This is a genomic window from Bradyrhizobium sp. USDA 3650 (genome assembly GCF_054057395.1).
Map to the genome: position 1 here is coordinate 5,418,840 of NZ_JBSRZG010000001.1, position 13,491 is coordinate 5,432,330.

The following is a 13,491-nucleotide window of genomic DNA, read 5'->3' on the forward strand; positions in this document are numbered from 1 at the left end:
AGCGATATCCGGGGTCTTCACCCAAGCTCTGGTCTTCCCGGATGTCGCTTCGCTCATCCGGGCTGCGGAGTTATTGTGTTGCCCCGACGGACGCCACGATTCCGTCATTACGGGCGATGAGGGAAGCACCGATGGCCAAAGCCGCAGCCGCCGCAGGAGTTGCCACCGGCCAGTGCCTCTGCGGCAAGGTTACCTTCGAGATTGACGTCCCCGCACGCTGGGCCTGGCACGATCACTCCGCCGCCAGCCGTCGCGCCCACGGCGCCGCCTATGCGACCTATGTCGGAAGCTGGAAGAAGCGGTTTCGCATCACCGCAGGCAAGACGGCGCTGACGCGCTACGAGGACAAGGCAACGAAGACCTCGCGCAGCTTCTGCGCGCATTGCGGCACGCCGATCGCATATGAGCGCCCGCGCGGGCCGCACATGGTCAACATTCCCCGTGCGCTGTTTAGGGAACGCACCGGCCGCCAGCCGCTCTATCACATCGCGATCGAGGAGCTGCAGGAATGGACCTATACCGGCGAGCCGCTGGTACCGTTGAAGGGCTTTCCCGGTGTGGTCTGGCAGCGCTCGAAAAAGAAGAAGCGGACGAGCGGCGAGGACCCGTTCGATCTGGGGCGCGAGGAGATGTAGCGTGCTGCGCCCACGCAACGCAGCCATGACCGCGCTTCCTTGCGCGCCTCCCGCGATTTCGGCCATCATGCTTCCTGCCTTGCGGCAACGTCCGCCTCTGGAGGAAACATGAAGAACAAGATCACCGGCCGCTCCGCCTTTCTCGCCCTGCTCAAGGACGAGGGCATCACGCATCTGTTCGGCAATCCCGGCACCACCGAGCTGCCGATCATGCATGCGCTGAAGGACCATCCCGACCTCACCTATGTGATGGCGATGCAGGAGAGCCTGGTGGTGGCGATCGCGGATGGCTATAGCCGCGCCTCCGGAAAGCTCGTCGCCTGCAACGTCCATGTCGCGCCCGGCCTCGGCAACGCGATGGGCTCGCTCTACAACGCCCAGTTCACGGGCACGCCGATGATCCTGACCGCGGGCCAGCAGGAGCAGGGCCACGGCCTGATGGAGCCGGTGCTCTACGGCCCGCTGGTGCGCATGGCGGAGCCGCTGGTGAAATGGGCGGTCGAGGTGACGCGGCTCGAGGATCTGCCGCGCATCGTGCGCCGCGCCGCCAAAGTCGCGACCACGCCGCCGACCGGGCCGGTGTTCATTTCGTTGCCCGGCGACATCCTCAACAGCGAGGCCGGGATCGATCTCGGCCGCTCCACCCGCATCGACGCTCGTACAAGGCCATCGGATGAGGCACTCGAGGCGTTCGCCGCGCGGCTGCTGAGGGCCGAGCGTCCCGTGATCGTCACCATGGACGAGGTGGTGAAGAGCGACGCGCTGAAGGAGGCCGCCGAACTCGCCGAGCTTTTGGGCGCGGCCGCATACCAATCGTCGACGCCCTATGGCTCGCACTTCCTCTCCGAGAGCCCGAGCTTCGTCGGCACGTTGGCTCGTGTCCAGAAAGTCGCGCGCGACACGCTTGCGCCATACGACCTCTTGATCGCGCTTGGCGGTGATCCGTTGCGGATGTCGGTCTACAGCGAGGTCGATGCGCTGCCGGAGGGCCTTGGCATCGTGCAGATCGGCCTCGGCGATTGGGAGATCGCCAAGAACTACGGCGCCGAGATCGCGCTGAAGGCGGATATGAAGGAAACGCTGCGCGCGTTGATCCCGGCGTTGAAGGAGATGGGCGGCGCGGCCCTGGCGCATCGCGCGAGGCAACGTCTCGCCGAGCTCGCGCCGAAGAACTGGACCGCGCGGCGCACCGCGCTGGTCGAGCAGATCGGCAAAGCCGCGGACCGCAGCCCCATCGATCCGGACTGGCTGGTGCTGCAAATGGTCGAGGCCATGCCCGCCAATGCCATCCTCGTCGACGAAGGCCTCACCTCGAGCCGCCAGATCACGGCGCTGCGTGCCCACCGCGACCGCTTCGGCTATCACGGCCTTGCCTCCGGCGGCATCGGCTGGGGCCTGCCGGCTTCCGTCGGCGCCAGCATCGCCAATCCCGATCGCCCCGTGGTCTGCTTCTCCGGCGACGGCAGCGCGATGTATTCGATCCAGTCGCTGTGGACGGCGGCGCATCACAAGCTGCCGCTCAATGTGGTCATTGCCAATAATGGCGGCTACCGCATCATCAAGCAGCGCCTGCTCGCCTTCCATGGCGACGACAATTACGTCGGCATGGATTTTGTCGATCCGCCGGTGGATTTCACAGGCGTGGCGAAGGCGCTGGGATGCGAGGCGATCAAGGTCAACGACCCCCGCGAGCTGAAGGCGACGCTGGCGTCGGCGTTTGGCCGGCCGGGGACCAAGCTGATCGAGGTGATGGTGGACGGGAAGGTGTAGCCTTGGGGCCGTCCCGGCGAAGGCCGGGACCCATACCGCGTGATCTGTCGACTGTGGGTGGTGCCGGTCCAGAACGACCAGTCCTCGCTAAACTGCTCCCTGGGGTTATGGGTCCCGGCCTTCGCCGGGACGACTGCGGTGACGCTATCCCTTCCTCCCCACCCTGAATCCCGCCGCCGGATGCGGCGCACCCAGCCGCGCCCGCCCGTCACCGAACAGCTTCTCCCGCAGCGTGCCCTTTGCATATTCCGCCTTGTACCGCCCACGCCGCGTCAGCTCCGGCACCAGCATGTCGGCGATGTCCTCGAAATCACCGGGCGAGATCGCGAAGGCGACGTTGAGGCCGTCGACATCGGTCGCCTCGAACCACGCCTCGATTTTGTCCGCGACCATCTCCGGCGTGCCGACCACGACGGGACCGGCGCCGCCGACGCCGACATGCTCGATGACGTCGCGCACGGTCCAGACGCGATCGGGATCGGCGCGGGTGACGTTATCGAGTGCGCTGCGACCGGCATCGTTCTGAACATGGCGCACCTGCTGATCGAGCTCGTAGCCGGAGAAGTCAATTCCGGTCCATCCCGACATCAGCGCCAGCGCGCCCTCCGGGCTGATGTGGCGGCGATAATCGGCATATTTTTCGTTCGCCTCGGCCTCCGTCCGTCCGAGGATGATCGTCATCATCGAGAACATCAGGATTTCCGCCGGATTGCGGCCGAAAGCGGCGGCCTCCTGACGGATCGCCGACACGCGCGGCGCGATCACCTTGGCCGACGGCCCCGACATGAACACGCATTCGGCATGCCGTGCCGCGAACTGCCGTCCGCGCGGCGAGGTGCCGGCCTGGTACAGCACGGGCGTCCGCTGCGGCGACGGCTCGCTCAGGTGGATGGTGTTGTTGATGCGGTAGTTCGCGCCCTCGTGGTTGACGCGATGGACTTTTGCGGGATCGGTGAAGATGCCGCGCTTGCGGTCGCGCAGCACGGCGTCGTCCTCCCAACTGCCTTCCCAGAGCTTGTAGACGACCTCCATATATTCGTCCGCGATCTCGTAGCGGTCGTCGTGACCGATCTGCTTGTCCTTGCCGGCACCGCGCGCGGCGCTGTCGAGATAGCCGGTGACGACGTTCCAGCCGATCCGTCCCTCGGTGAGATGATCGAGCGTCGACATCCGCCGCGCGAACGGATAGGGCGGCTCGAAGGAGAGATTGCTGGTGACGCCGAAGCCGAGATTCTGCGTGACCGCCGCCATTGCCGATAGCAGCAGCAGCGGATCGTTCGACGGCGACTGGGCTGCATTGCGCAAGGCTGCGTCAGGACTGTTGCCGTAGACGTCATAGACGCCGAGCACGTCGGCCAGGAACAGCCCGTCGAAACGGCCGCGCTCCAGCGTTTTGGCAAGATCGATCCAGTAGGGCAGGCGGTTATATTCGGTAGTGCGGTCGCGCGGATGGGTCCACAGGCCCGGCGATTGGTGCGCGACGCAATTCATCGCAAATGCATTGAGCCTGATCTGCTTGGCCATGATGGTCCCCCCGGCGCCCTGTACCGGGCACTCTTCGAATGATAGAGCTGCGCCCGAACTTGGCGAAGTTCTTGCATATAGCGCGACGTTGGCAAGGCCAAAATCAGCGGCGCTGCCGCGCCTGGCAAGCCAATCTCAAGAGAGCAAGAACGAAATCCCAAGACTATCGAAGTCCCCGCCACTTTCGGAGGCCTGCCCGCATCGGGTATGCTCCTTCGTCTCGCAACCTAAAAAAGAAAATAATGACCAGAGCCGATGCCATCGCCCGCGCCCGTGACGATTTCAAATCCGGCGCGTTCCTCGCCGAACTCGACCGTCGCGTCGCCTACCGGACCGAGAGCCAGAATCCGAACCGGAGCGTCGAGCTGCGCGCCTATCTGGAACAGGAGATGGTGCCCGCTTTCGCCGCGCTCGATTTCGAAAGCCGGATGGTCGAATCTCCCAGCGGCAAGGCGCCGTTCCTGTTCGCCGAACACCACGAGAACGAGACTGCGCCGACCGTGCTGATCTACGGTCATGGCGACGTCGTCGACGGCATGGAAGGCGAGTGGCGCGATGGCCGCGATCCCTGGCGCACCACGGTTTCGGGCACGCGTCTCTACGGCCGCGGCACCGCCGACAACAAGGGCCAGCACAGCATCAACATGGCCGCACTCCGCGCGGTGCGTGGGGCCCGCGGCGGCAAGCTCGGCTTCAACGCCAAGTTCATCGTCGAGATGGGCGAGGAGATCGGTTCGCCGGATCTCGGCAAGGTCTGCGATCTCAATCGCGATGCGCTCAAGGCCGATCTGTTCATGGCCTCCGACGGGCCGCGCCTGTCCGCCGACCGTCCCACCCTGTTCCTCGGCTGCCGTGGCGGCATCCGGATTCATCTCGATGTGAACCTCCGCGACGGCGGCCATCACTCCGGCAATTGGGGCGGCGTGCTCGCCAATCCCGCGACCATTCTGGTCAACGCGATCTCGACGCTGGTCGACGGCCACGGCCGTCTTCAGCTGGATGCGCTGAAGCCGCCCCGGCTCACCAACCAGATCCGCAGTTATCTTGCGGACGTGCAGGTGGTGCCGACCGAGGACGAGCCGGCGTTGGCCGAGGACTGGGGCGAGGAGGGTCTTTCGGCGGCCGAGCGGCTCTATGCCTGGAACACGCTCGAAGTGCTGGCGATGTCATCGGGCAATATCGAGAAGCCGGCCAACGCCATTCCCGGCCACGCCAATGCCGTGCTGCAACTGCGTTTCGTGGTCGGCACCAGGATCGATGGGCTGATCGAGGCGATCCGCGCGCATCTGGCGCAGAAGGGCTTTCCGATGGTCGAGGTGCGGGCGGCGCAGAGCTTTGCCGCCTCGCGCACGGATTTCGACAGCCCCTGGATCACATGGGCGGCGGATTCGGTGCGCCAGACCACCGGCAAGATCCCGGCGGTGCTGCCCAATTTCGGCGGCTCGTTGCCCAACGACGTGTTCTCCGAGATCCTGGGCCTGCCGACGATCTGGGTGCCGCACTCCTATCCCGGCTGCTCCCAGCATGCGCCCAATGAGCACATCCTGCTGCCATTGACCGAAGAGGCCTTGACGGTGATGGCCGGCCTGTTCTGGGATCTCGGGGAATTGGCCAGCCCGCTAACAAGCCCTCTAGCCTGAGCGGTTAACCGGAGCCGTTAACCGGAGCCGCGATCCAGCCAAAAGTCACATTCTATTCCAACCCAATTTGTGCTTGCATCCCGCCGGCATCATCCTGAAAGGGGACCCAAAAGTGAAACATTTCCGTAGCATCGGCCTCGCGCTCGCCGCGACCTTCGCTGTCAGCCAGGCCGGGGCCGAGGAGCTGACCGGCACGCTGAAGAACATCAAGGACACCGGCGCCATTACGCTCGGCTTCCGCGACTCCTCGATCCCGTTCTCCTATCTCGACGACAACCAGAAGCCCATCGGGTTCGCGATGGACATCTGCTACAAGATCGTCGACGCCGTGAAGAAGGAGCTCAAGCTCGACAAGCTCGAGGTCAAGCTCAACCCGGTGACCTCGGCGACGCGTATTCCGCTGATGGCGAACGGCACCATCGATCTCGAATGCGGCTCGACCACCAACAATGCCGAGCGCCAGAAGCAGGTCGCCTTCACCAATACCCATTACCTGACCGCCAGCCGCTACGTCTTCAAGAAGTCAAGCGGCCTGAAGTCGATCGACGATCTCAAGGGCAAGACCGTCGTCTCGACCGCCGGCACCACCAACATCAAGCAGCTCACCGAGGCCAATGTTGCGAAAAGCCTCGGCGCCAACATCATCCCGGCCAAGGACCACGCCGAATCCTTCCTGATGGTCGAGACCGACCGCGCCGTCGCCTTCGTGATGGACGACATCCTGCTCGCGAGCCTCGTTGCCGGCTCGAAGTCGCCCGACGACTACGTCATCTCCAAGGACGCGTTCTCCAAGCCCGAGCCCTACGGCATCATGCTGCGCAAGGACGACGCGGCGTTCAAGAAGGTGGTCGATGCGGCGACCGCAGCGCTCTATACTTCCGGGGAAGGCCAGAAGATCTACGAGAAGTGGTTCACCCAGAAGATCCCGCCGAAGGGTCTGAACCTCAACACCCCGATCTCGGCCGAGCTGAAGAACGAGTTCGCCAAGCCGACCGACTCGCCGAACCCGGACGATTATAAGTAAGCTATAACCGCGATCTTTCGATCCGGATCGTGTCCGGCCATCTTGACTCCAAGGTGGCCGGACATTTGCATAGGCGCCAGGACATCCATGACTGGCGCGTTCGCGCGGGGGACACGTGAACTACCACTGGAACTGGGGAATTTTCTTCGAGCCGAACCCGATGGGGACCGGCACCTATCTCGACATGCTGTTGTCGGGCCTGGTGCTGACCCTCAAGACGGGTGCGCTCGCATGGATCATCGCGCTGATCATGGGCTCGATCGTCGGCGTGATGCGCACGCTGCCGTCGAAGGGGGCGTACTGGTTCGGCTTTGCCTATGTCGAATTCTTCCGCAACATGCCGCTGCTGGTGCAGCTCTTCCTGTGGTTCTTCGTGCTGCCGGAACTGCTGCCGAAATCTGCCGGCCTCTGGCTGAAGCAGCTGCCCAATGCGCCGTTCTGGACGGCGGCGATCGGCATCGGGTTCTTCATGTCGGCGCGCGTCGCCGTTCAGTTGCAGGCCGGCATCGGATCGCTCCCGCGCGGCCAGAAGATGGCGGCGACCGCGCTCGGCCTGACCACCTTGCAGGCTTATCGCTACATCTTGCTGCCGATGGCTTTTCGCATCATCCTGCCGCCGCTGACGTCCGAGTTCCTCAACACCATCAAGAACACGGCTGTGGCCATCACCATCGGTTTGCTTGAGTTGACCGGACAGGCGCGCTCGATGCAGGAATTCTCGTTCCAGGTGTTCGAGGCCTTCACCGCCGCGACCCTTCTCTATCTCCTCGTCAACGCCGTCGTCGTGACCGCAATGCGCTTCCTCGAGCGCTACGTCGCGATCCCCGGCTACATCACGGGGAAATAGCACCATGTTCAGCAATTTCGATTTCGAGGTCATCCGTCGCGCACTGCCCTATCTGTTTTACGAGGGCATGACGTTCACGCTGATGCTCACGGGGCTTGCGGCGCTCGGCGGCCTGATCTTCGGCACGGCCATCGCGCTGATGCGGCTGTCGGGTTTCAAGATTCTGGGCCGCATCGCCGGGGTCTATGTCGACTTCATGCGATCGCTGCCGCTGGTGCTGGTGATCTTCTGGTTCTACTTCCTGGTGCCCTATATCGGGCAGTGGGTGACCGGCGCGTCGCGCCCGATCAGCGTCGGCGCGTTCGCGTCCTCGCTCATCACCTTCATCATGTTCGAGGCCGCGTACTTCTCAGAGATCATGCGTGCCGGCATCCAGTCGATCTCGCGCGGCCAGCCGGCCGCTGCCAACGCGCTTGGCCTGACCTACGCCCAAACCATGCGCTACGTGGTGCTGCCGCAGGCCTTCCGTAACATGCTGCCGGTGCTGATCACGCAGACCATCGTGCTGTTCCAGGACACTTCACTGGTCTACGTGCTGTCGATCACCGATTTCCTCGGTGCCGCGAGCAAGGTCGCGCAGCGCGACGGCCGTCTGGTCGAAATGTATCTGTTCGCAGCGATCGTCTACTTCACCATTTCCTGTGTTGCGTCCTTCGGCGTTCGCCGCCTGCAGGCGCGCATCGCCATCATTCGATAGAGTTTGTCATGATCGAGATCAGCCACGTCGACAAATGGTACAGCCCGAGCTTCCAGGTGCTGACCGACTGCACCACCAGCGTCACCAAGGGCGAGGTGGTCGTGGTCTGCGGCCCATCGGGATCAGGCAAGTCGACGCTGATCAAATGCGTCAACGCGCTGGAGCCATTCCAGAAAGGCGACATCAGCGTCGACGGCACCAAGGTCAACGATCCCAAGACCAATCTGCCCAAGCTGCGTTCGCGAGTCGGCATGGTGTTTCAGCACTTCGAGCTGTTTCCGCATCTGAAGATCATCGATAATCTCTGCCTCGCACAGCAGAAGGTGCTCGACCGGTCGCGCGACAAGGCGATGGCGAAAGGCATGCAGCTGCTGGAGCGCGTCGGCCTGAAGGAACAGGCGCAAAAGTATCCCGCGAACCTGTCCGGTGGCCAGCAGCAGCGGGTGGCGATCGCTCGCGCGCTTGCAATGGATCCCATTGTCATGCTGTTCGACGAGCCGACCTCGGCGCTCGACCCCGAAATGGTGAGCGAGGTGCTCGACGTCATGGTGGACCTCGCCCATGAGGGGATGACCATGATGGTCGTGACGCACGAGATGGGCTTTGCCCGCAAGGTCGCCAACCGCGTCATCTTCATGGACCGCGGCGAGATCGTCGAGGACGCTCCGAAGGACGATTTCTTTGGCAAGCCCCGCAGCGACCGCGCGCAGAAGTTCTTGTCGAAGATCCTGTCGCACTAATTCTCGCCTCATTCCGGGATGCGCCGAAGGCGGGTTTCAGGGCGTCGCCAAATCCCGTATAACCGCACCAAATCTCTCTTCCCGCCAGGAGACCTGCCTTGGATCCGATCGCCTATGTCAACGGCTCATTCGTCCCGCTCTCGGACGCCAAAATTTCGGTGCTCGATCGCGGCTTCCTGTTTGCCGACGGCATCTATGAGGTCTCGGCCGTGCTCGACGGCAAGCTGGTCGACAATGCCTCGCATCTGACGCGGCTAGAGCGCTCGGTCGGCGAGATCCAGCTGAAGCTACCCGAGACGGTGGAGCGCATCACCGAGCTCCAGAAGGAGCTGATCGCGCGCAACAACGTCGAGAACGGCCTCGTCTATCTCCAAGTCACCCGTGGTGCCGACAAGGGCCGCGACTTCGCTTTCCCGAAGGGCGACGTCAAGTCGAGCCTGGTGATGTTCACGTCGGAGAAGGACATCATCAACGCCGCCTCGGCCAAGACCGGCATTAACGTGATCACCGTGCCCGACATCCGCTGGGAGCGGCGCGACATCAAGAGCGTGGCACTTCTGGCGCAGGTGCTGGCGAAGCAGGCGGCGGCCGAGGCCGGAGCGGGCGAAGCCTGGATGCTGCAAGACGGCTACGTCACCGAAGGCGGTTCGTCCTCGGCGTTCATTCTTACCAAGGACGACGTCATCGTGACCCGCAAGAACTCCAACGCGATCCTGCCGGGCTGCACCCGCAAGGCGGTGGTGGCGCTGGCGGAAGAGCGTCAGCTCCGTCTCGAGGAGCGTTCCTTCACGGTTGCCGAGGCGCTCGCCGCCAAGGAAGCCTTTGCCACCTCAGCCTCGCTGTTCGTCCAGCCGGTGGTTGCGATCGACGGCAAGAAGGTCGGCGATGGCAAGCCCGGCCCGCTTGCCGCGCGGCTGCGCGAGATCTACGTGGAGTTCGCCAAGGCGACGGCGGTTTAAGCCACCCACCGCCGTCATCGCCCGGCTTGACCGGGCGATCCAGTACTCCGTGACGGAAGTGCTGGACTCGACAGGCCGCGGCGTACTGATGCCCCGGTCAAGCCGGGGCATGACAGTCGAATGTATTGAGGCGGTTTGGCCTCATGCGTCAGCACCTCACGCCACCGACGCCTTCACCTTCACTGGATGAACTGCACGGAACGCGATCGCGATTCTGTTCCAGGCATTGATGGCGCCGATCAGCATGGTCAGGTTCACCGTCTCCGCATCGGAGAATTGCGCGCGGACCTGCTCGTAGACGTCATCAGGCGCGTGCGTCTCGGAGATCAGCGTCACTGATTCGGTCCAGGCCAGCGCAGCGCGCTCGCGGTCCGTGTAGAGCGGCGATTCGCGCCAGGCATTGAGCAGATAGATGCGCTGCTCGGTCTCGCCGCGCTTGCGGGCGTCCTCGGTGTGCATGTTGATGCAGAAGGCACAGCCGTTGATCTGCGACGCGCGGATCTTGACGAGCTCGATCAGCGATTTCTCGAGGCCCGTCGACTGGATCTGCTCCTCCAGTGCCATCAGTGCCTTCATCGTGTCGGGTGCGGCGTGGTAGAAATTCATGCGGGGTTTCATGGTCGTTCTCCTTGCTTGCTGGGTTGATGTCAGTGGGCGCCGCCGGCCGAGGCGTGGCCGGCCTTCTTCAGGAAGAGGGTGGCGATCAGCGCGATGATCAGTGCCACGCCGAGCAGATGAAAGGTGTCGCTGAAGGCGAGGATATAGGCCTGCTTCTGCACGATATGGCCGATCGCAACATAGGCGCGATGCAACGCGTCCGCCCGGTCGAGAATGCCGTGATTGACGAAGTATTGGGTGAGCTGGTCCAGCCGCGTCCGCGTCGCCTGCTCGAACAGCGAGACCGACTGCATCAGCACGTTGGAATGATACTGCTCGCGCTTGGTCAGCAGGGTCTGCAACAGCGCGATGCCGACGGCGCCGCCGAGATTGCGCATCATGTTGAACAGGCCGGAGGCCGAGCCCGCGTTCTCCGGTTCGATGCCCGAGGTCGCCACCGCAGACAGTGGTGCCATCACCAGCGCTTGGCCGATCGCACGAACCACATTGGGCCAGAGCAATTGATCGGCGGCATAGTTGCCGGTCATGGTGATGTTCATGAAGTTGGAGGCCGCGAACAGGACGAAGCCGACGCCGATGATGAGCCGCGCATCGAGCTTCTGCATTAGCCGCGGCACCATGGGGATCAGCAGGAGCTGCGGCAGCCCGGTCCATGCCAGCACCATGCCGATCTGCTCGGCATTGTAGCCCTGGATGCGGGCCAGATATTGCGGCAGGATGAACACCGAGCCGTAGAGCGCGATTCCCAGCAGGAAGTTCGCGAGCATGCCGAAGCCGAAATTGCGGCGAACCAACAGGCGCAGGTTCAGGAGTGGCTTCTTCACGGTCAGTTCGATGATCAGGAAGGCGGTCAGCGCCATGGCCGCGATGACGGACAGCTTGACGATGAAGGGCGAGCCGAACCAGTCGTCCTTGTTGCCTTCCTCGAGCACGGTTTGCAGCGCCGACAGTCCGATCGCCATGGCGATGATGCCGGCCCAGTCGCCGTCGCGCAGTAACGACAGCTTCATGGGCTTTGCATCCAGCGCGTACCAGAGCATGCCGACCATGATCCCGCCCGGGACAATGTTGACGTAGAAGATGTACTGCCAGCCAAAATTTTCGGTGAGATAGCCGCCGATGGTCGGGCCGATCGCGGGCGCGAACGTCGCCGACAGCGCGAACAGCGCAAGGCCGACGGGTTGCTTGGCGCGCGGCAATAGCGTGATGATGAGTGTGAACGCCATCGGAATCAGCACGCCGCCGGTAAAGCCTTGCACCGCCCGCAGCACGATCATCTGCGGCAGGTCTTGCGCCAACGCACAGGCGGCTGACAGAACCAGGAACAGGACCGCGTTGGTGAGCAGATAGATGCGGATCGAGAACACCTGCGCCAGCCAGCCGGACAGGGGGATCACCACGATCTCGGCGATCAGATAGGAGGTCGAGATCCAGCCGCCGTCATCGATGCCGGCGCCGATCGCCCCCTGGATGTCGGCGAGCGAGGCATTGACGATCTGGATGTTCAGCACCGCCATGAAGGCGCCGAGCGTCGCGCCGATCACGGCGATCCAGGTCTTGGCCGAGACCACCGGCGTGGCGATCGCGGCCGGAGCAGGAAGGCTGGTGGCGGAAGTGGCGTTCAGGGCGGGTTGGAGCGTGCTCATGAAAGGCCTCGTCTCGGATACGGAGACAGGATGCATCAGGCGGATGGTCTTGATAATCGAGGAAGCCTGGGAAGGATCATCCGGCAGGACTTGATAATGCTGCCGGAGCTGGCCCTCAGCCTCCGTCGGGTCGCGTCGCATTGCCGGCGAGGCGCTTGGCCGTCTCGCGCTCGGCCATGACGGCCTGTTTGGTGTCGATAGTCGGCGCCGCGGACATGCCGGGGCGCAGCAGCCCGGTCAGGCTGTGGTCGTCGAGCACGATCTTCACCGGCACCCGCTGCACGATCTTGGTGAAATTGCCGGTGGCATTGTCGGGCGGCAGCAGCGCGAACTCAAGTCCGCTGGCCGGCGAAAGGCTGTCGACATGGCCGCGCAGGGTCTGGTTGCGGAAGCTGTCAACGTGCAGCTCGACCGGCTGGCCGGCACGGACATGGGTGAGTTGCGTCTCCTTGAAATTCGCCACGACATAGACTGCATCGAGCGGCACCACCGCCATCAATTGCGTGCCGGCTTGCACGAACTGTCCCACGCGCAGTGAGCGGGCGCCAACCGTGCCGTCGACCGGCGCGGCAATCTCGGTGTAGGAGAGATTCAGGGTCGCCTGCTCCGCGACCGCGCGCGCGTGCTCGAGCTGGGCTGTGGCCTGCGCGCGCTGGGTGGCGAGCACGTCGATCTTGCGTTGCGCGGCCACGAGGCCCGACCTGGCATGTTGCAGTTGCGCGTTGCTGGCGCGCAACGCGGCGTCAGTCTGTTGTGCGCGCTGAATCGTGCCCGAGCCAGACTTCATCAAATCGTCGTAGCGGGCGCGCTCCTCCTGCGCAAATTTCAGATTCGCGTCCGCAGCAGCGACGTCGGCCGTGCTCTGCTCGATGATCGGCTGCTGGAGTTCGAGCTGGGCGTCGAGGTTGCGCACCGACGCTTCCGCCGCAGCGACATCGGCGCGGGCCTGGTCGAGCGCTGCCTTGAAGTCGCGGTCGTCGATCTTCGCCAGCAGCTGGCCCGCCTTGACCTTTTCGTTGTCGCTGACCAGCACCTTGGCGATGTAGCCCGAGACTTTTGGCGCGACGATCGTGGAGTCGGCCTTCACATAGGCGTCGTCGGTTGTCTCGAGATAACGGCCGTTGACCCAGTAGTCGTGTCCGTAATGGACAATCGCTGCTGTGCCCGCGAGGAACGCCAGCGCCAACGCCGCCCGCCGGACCATATTCCGGGTCGGACCACGCACCGGCACCGGCGGAGAAGCTTGCAGTATCTCAGTCGCTTGCTGGAAGTTTTCGGTGCGGGGCATCTCGGACATGGCAGTCTCCTATCGGGTGGCTGAGACTATCGGTCTTCTTCGCTCGATCGATAATCGGCGAAATACCGGAAGGATTATCCGCTGAGAGTGGATA

12 protein-coding genes are annotated in these 13,491 nt (G+C 63.7%); 8 read left to right on the forward strand and 4 right to left on the reverse strand.

What is annotated here, in order from left to right:
• Positions 1-131: 131 nt before the first annotated feature.
• Both ACVIN2_RS25375 and ACVIN2_RS25380 read left to right on the forward strand, forming a co-directional pair.
• Entirely contained in the window at positions 132-635 is a 504-nt protein-coding gene (locus ACVIN2_RS25375; protein WP_456767650.1) for a GFA family protein, read from the forward strand.
• Positions 636-743: 108 nt separating this feature from the next.
• Positions 744-2,405, forward strand: a complete 1,662-nt coding sequence (locus ACVIN2_RS25380; protein WP_456767651.1) for a thiamine pyrophosphate-binding protein — start codon at positions 744-746, stop codon at positions 2,403-2,405.
• Between the two features lie 144 nt (positions 2,406-2,549).
• On the opposite strand, the gene ACVIN2_RS25385 is transcribed toward ACVIN2_RS25380, so the two are convergent.
• On the reverse strand, positions 2,550-3,929 hold the full coding sequence (locus ACVIN2_RS25385; RefSeq protein ID WP_456767652.1) for an LLM class flavin-dependent oxidoreductase: 1,380 nt from the start codon (positions 3,927-3,929) through the stop codon (positions 2,550-2,552).
• Between the two features lie 242 nt (positions 3,930-4,171).
• Between ACVIN2_RS25385 and ACVIN2_RS25390 the strand changes: the two genes are divergently transcribed.
• The 6 genes from ACVIN2_RS25390 (at position 4,172) to ACVIN2_RS25415 (ending at position 9,836) form a co-directional block, all read left to right on the forward strand.
• Positions 4,172-5,569, forward strand: a complete 1,398-nt coding sequence (locus tag ACVIN2_RS25390) for a M20 family metallopeptidase (protein WP_456767653.1) — start codon at positions 4,172-4,174, stop codon at positions 5,567-5,569.
• 112 nt (positions 5,570-5,681) lie between these two features.
• The gene (locus tag ACVIN2_RS25395) at positions 5,682-6,593 is read left to right on the forward strand and encodes an amino acid ABC transporter substrate-binding protein (protein ID WP_027565488.1); all 912 of its coding nucleotides are present in this window, start codon (positions 5,682-5,684) and stop codon (positions 6,591-6,593) included.
• A gap of 115 nt (positions 6,594-6,708) precedes the next feature.
• Positions 6,709-7,440, forward strand: coding sequence for an amino acid ABC transporter permease (locus ACVIN2_RS25400; RefSeq protein WP_027565487.1), 732 nt, complete (start codon positions 6,709-6,711; stop codon positions 7,438-7,440).
• Between the two features lie 4 nt (positions 7,441-7,444).
• Positions 7,445-8,137: an amino acid ABC transporter permease gene (locus ACVIN2_RS25405; RefSeq protein WP_007597029.1), complete on the forward strand. Its 693-nt coding sequence runs from the start codon at positions 7,445-7,447 to the stop codon at positions 8,135-8,137.
• 8 nt (positions 8,138-8,145) lie between these two features.
• Positions 8,146-8,877: an amino acid ABC transporter ATP-binding protein gene (locus tag ACVIN2_RS25410; RefSeq protein WP_007597027.1), complete on the forward strand. Its 732-nt coding sequence runs from the start codon at positions 8,146-8,148 to the stop codon at positions 8,875-8,877.
• A gap of 98 nt (positions 8,878-8,975) precedes the next feature.
• Positions 8,976-9,836: a D-amino-acid transaminase gene (locus ACVIN2_RS25415; protein ID WP_456767654.1), complete on the forward strand. Its 861-nt coding sequence runs from the start codon at positions 8,976-8,978 to the stop codon at positions 9,834-9,836.
• 156 nt (positions 9,837-9,992) lie between these two features.
• Here ACVIN2_RS25415 and ACVIN2_RS25420 read toward each other — a convergent pair whose 3' ends face one another.
• From ACVIN2_RS25420 to ACVIN2_RS25430, 3 genes are all read right to left on the reverse strand, one after another.
• Entirely contained in the window at positions 9,993-10,454 is a 462-nt protein-coding gene (locus ACVIN2_RS25420) for a carboxymuconolactone decarboxylase family protein (RefSeq protein ID WP_456767655.1), read from the reverse strand.
• 29 nt (positions 10,455-10,483) lie between these two features.
• Positions 10,484-12,100, reverse strand: coding sequence for an MDR family MFS transporter (locus ACVIN2_RS25425; protein WP_456767656.1), 1,617 nt, complete (start codon positions 12,098-12,100; stop codon positions 10,484-10,486).
• A 115-nt stretch (positions 12,101-12,215) separates the two neighbouring features.
• Complete coding sequence (locus ACVIN2_RS25430; RefSeq protein WP_456767657.1) at positions 12,216-13,397, reverse strand: HlyD family secretion protein; 1,182 nt, start codon at positions 13,395-13,397, stop codon at positions 12,216-12,218.
• Positions 13,398-13,491 lie beyond the last annotated feature (94 nt).

Coding starts and splice junctions, on each gene's coding strand:
- ACVIN2_RS25380 (WP_456767651.1), top strand. CDS start 744: ATGAAGAACAAGATCACCGGCCGCTCCGCCTTTCTCGCCCTGCTCAAG.
- ACVIN2_RS25390 (WP_456767653.1), top strand. CDS start 4,172: ATGACCAGAGCCGATGCCATCGCCCGCGCCCGTGACGATTTCAAATCC.
- ACVIN2_RS25375 (WP_456767650.1), top strand. CDS start 132: ATGGCCAAAGCCGCAGCCGCCGCAGGAGTTGCCACCGGCCAGTGCCTC.
- ACVIN2_RS25420 (WP_456767655.1), bottom strand. CDS start 10,454: ATGAAACCCCGCATGAATTTCTACCACGCCGCACCCGACACGATGAAG.
- ACVIN2_RS25425 (WP_456767656.1), bottom strand. CDS start 12,100: ATGAGCACGCTCCAACCCGCCCTGAACGCCACTTCCGCCACCAGCCTT.
- ACVIN2_RS25430 (WP_456767657.1), bottom strand. CDS start 13,397: ATGTCCGAGATGCCCCGCACCGAAAACTTCCAGCAAGCGACTGAGATA.
- ACVIN2_RS25410 (WP_007597027.1), top strand. CDS start 8,146: ATGATCGAGATCAGCCACGTCGACAAATGGTACAGCCCGAGCTTCCAG.
- ACVIN2_RS25385 (WP_456767652.1), bottom strand. CDS start 3,929: ATGGCCAAGCAGATCAGGCTCAATGCATTTGCGATGAATTGCGTCGCG.
- ACVIN2_RS25405 (WP_007597029.1), top strand. CDS start 7,445: ATGTTCAGCAATTTCGATTTCGAGGTCATCCGTCGCGCACTGCCCTAT.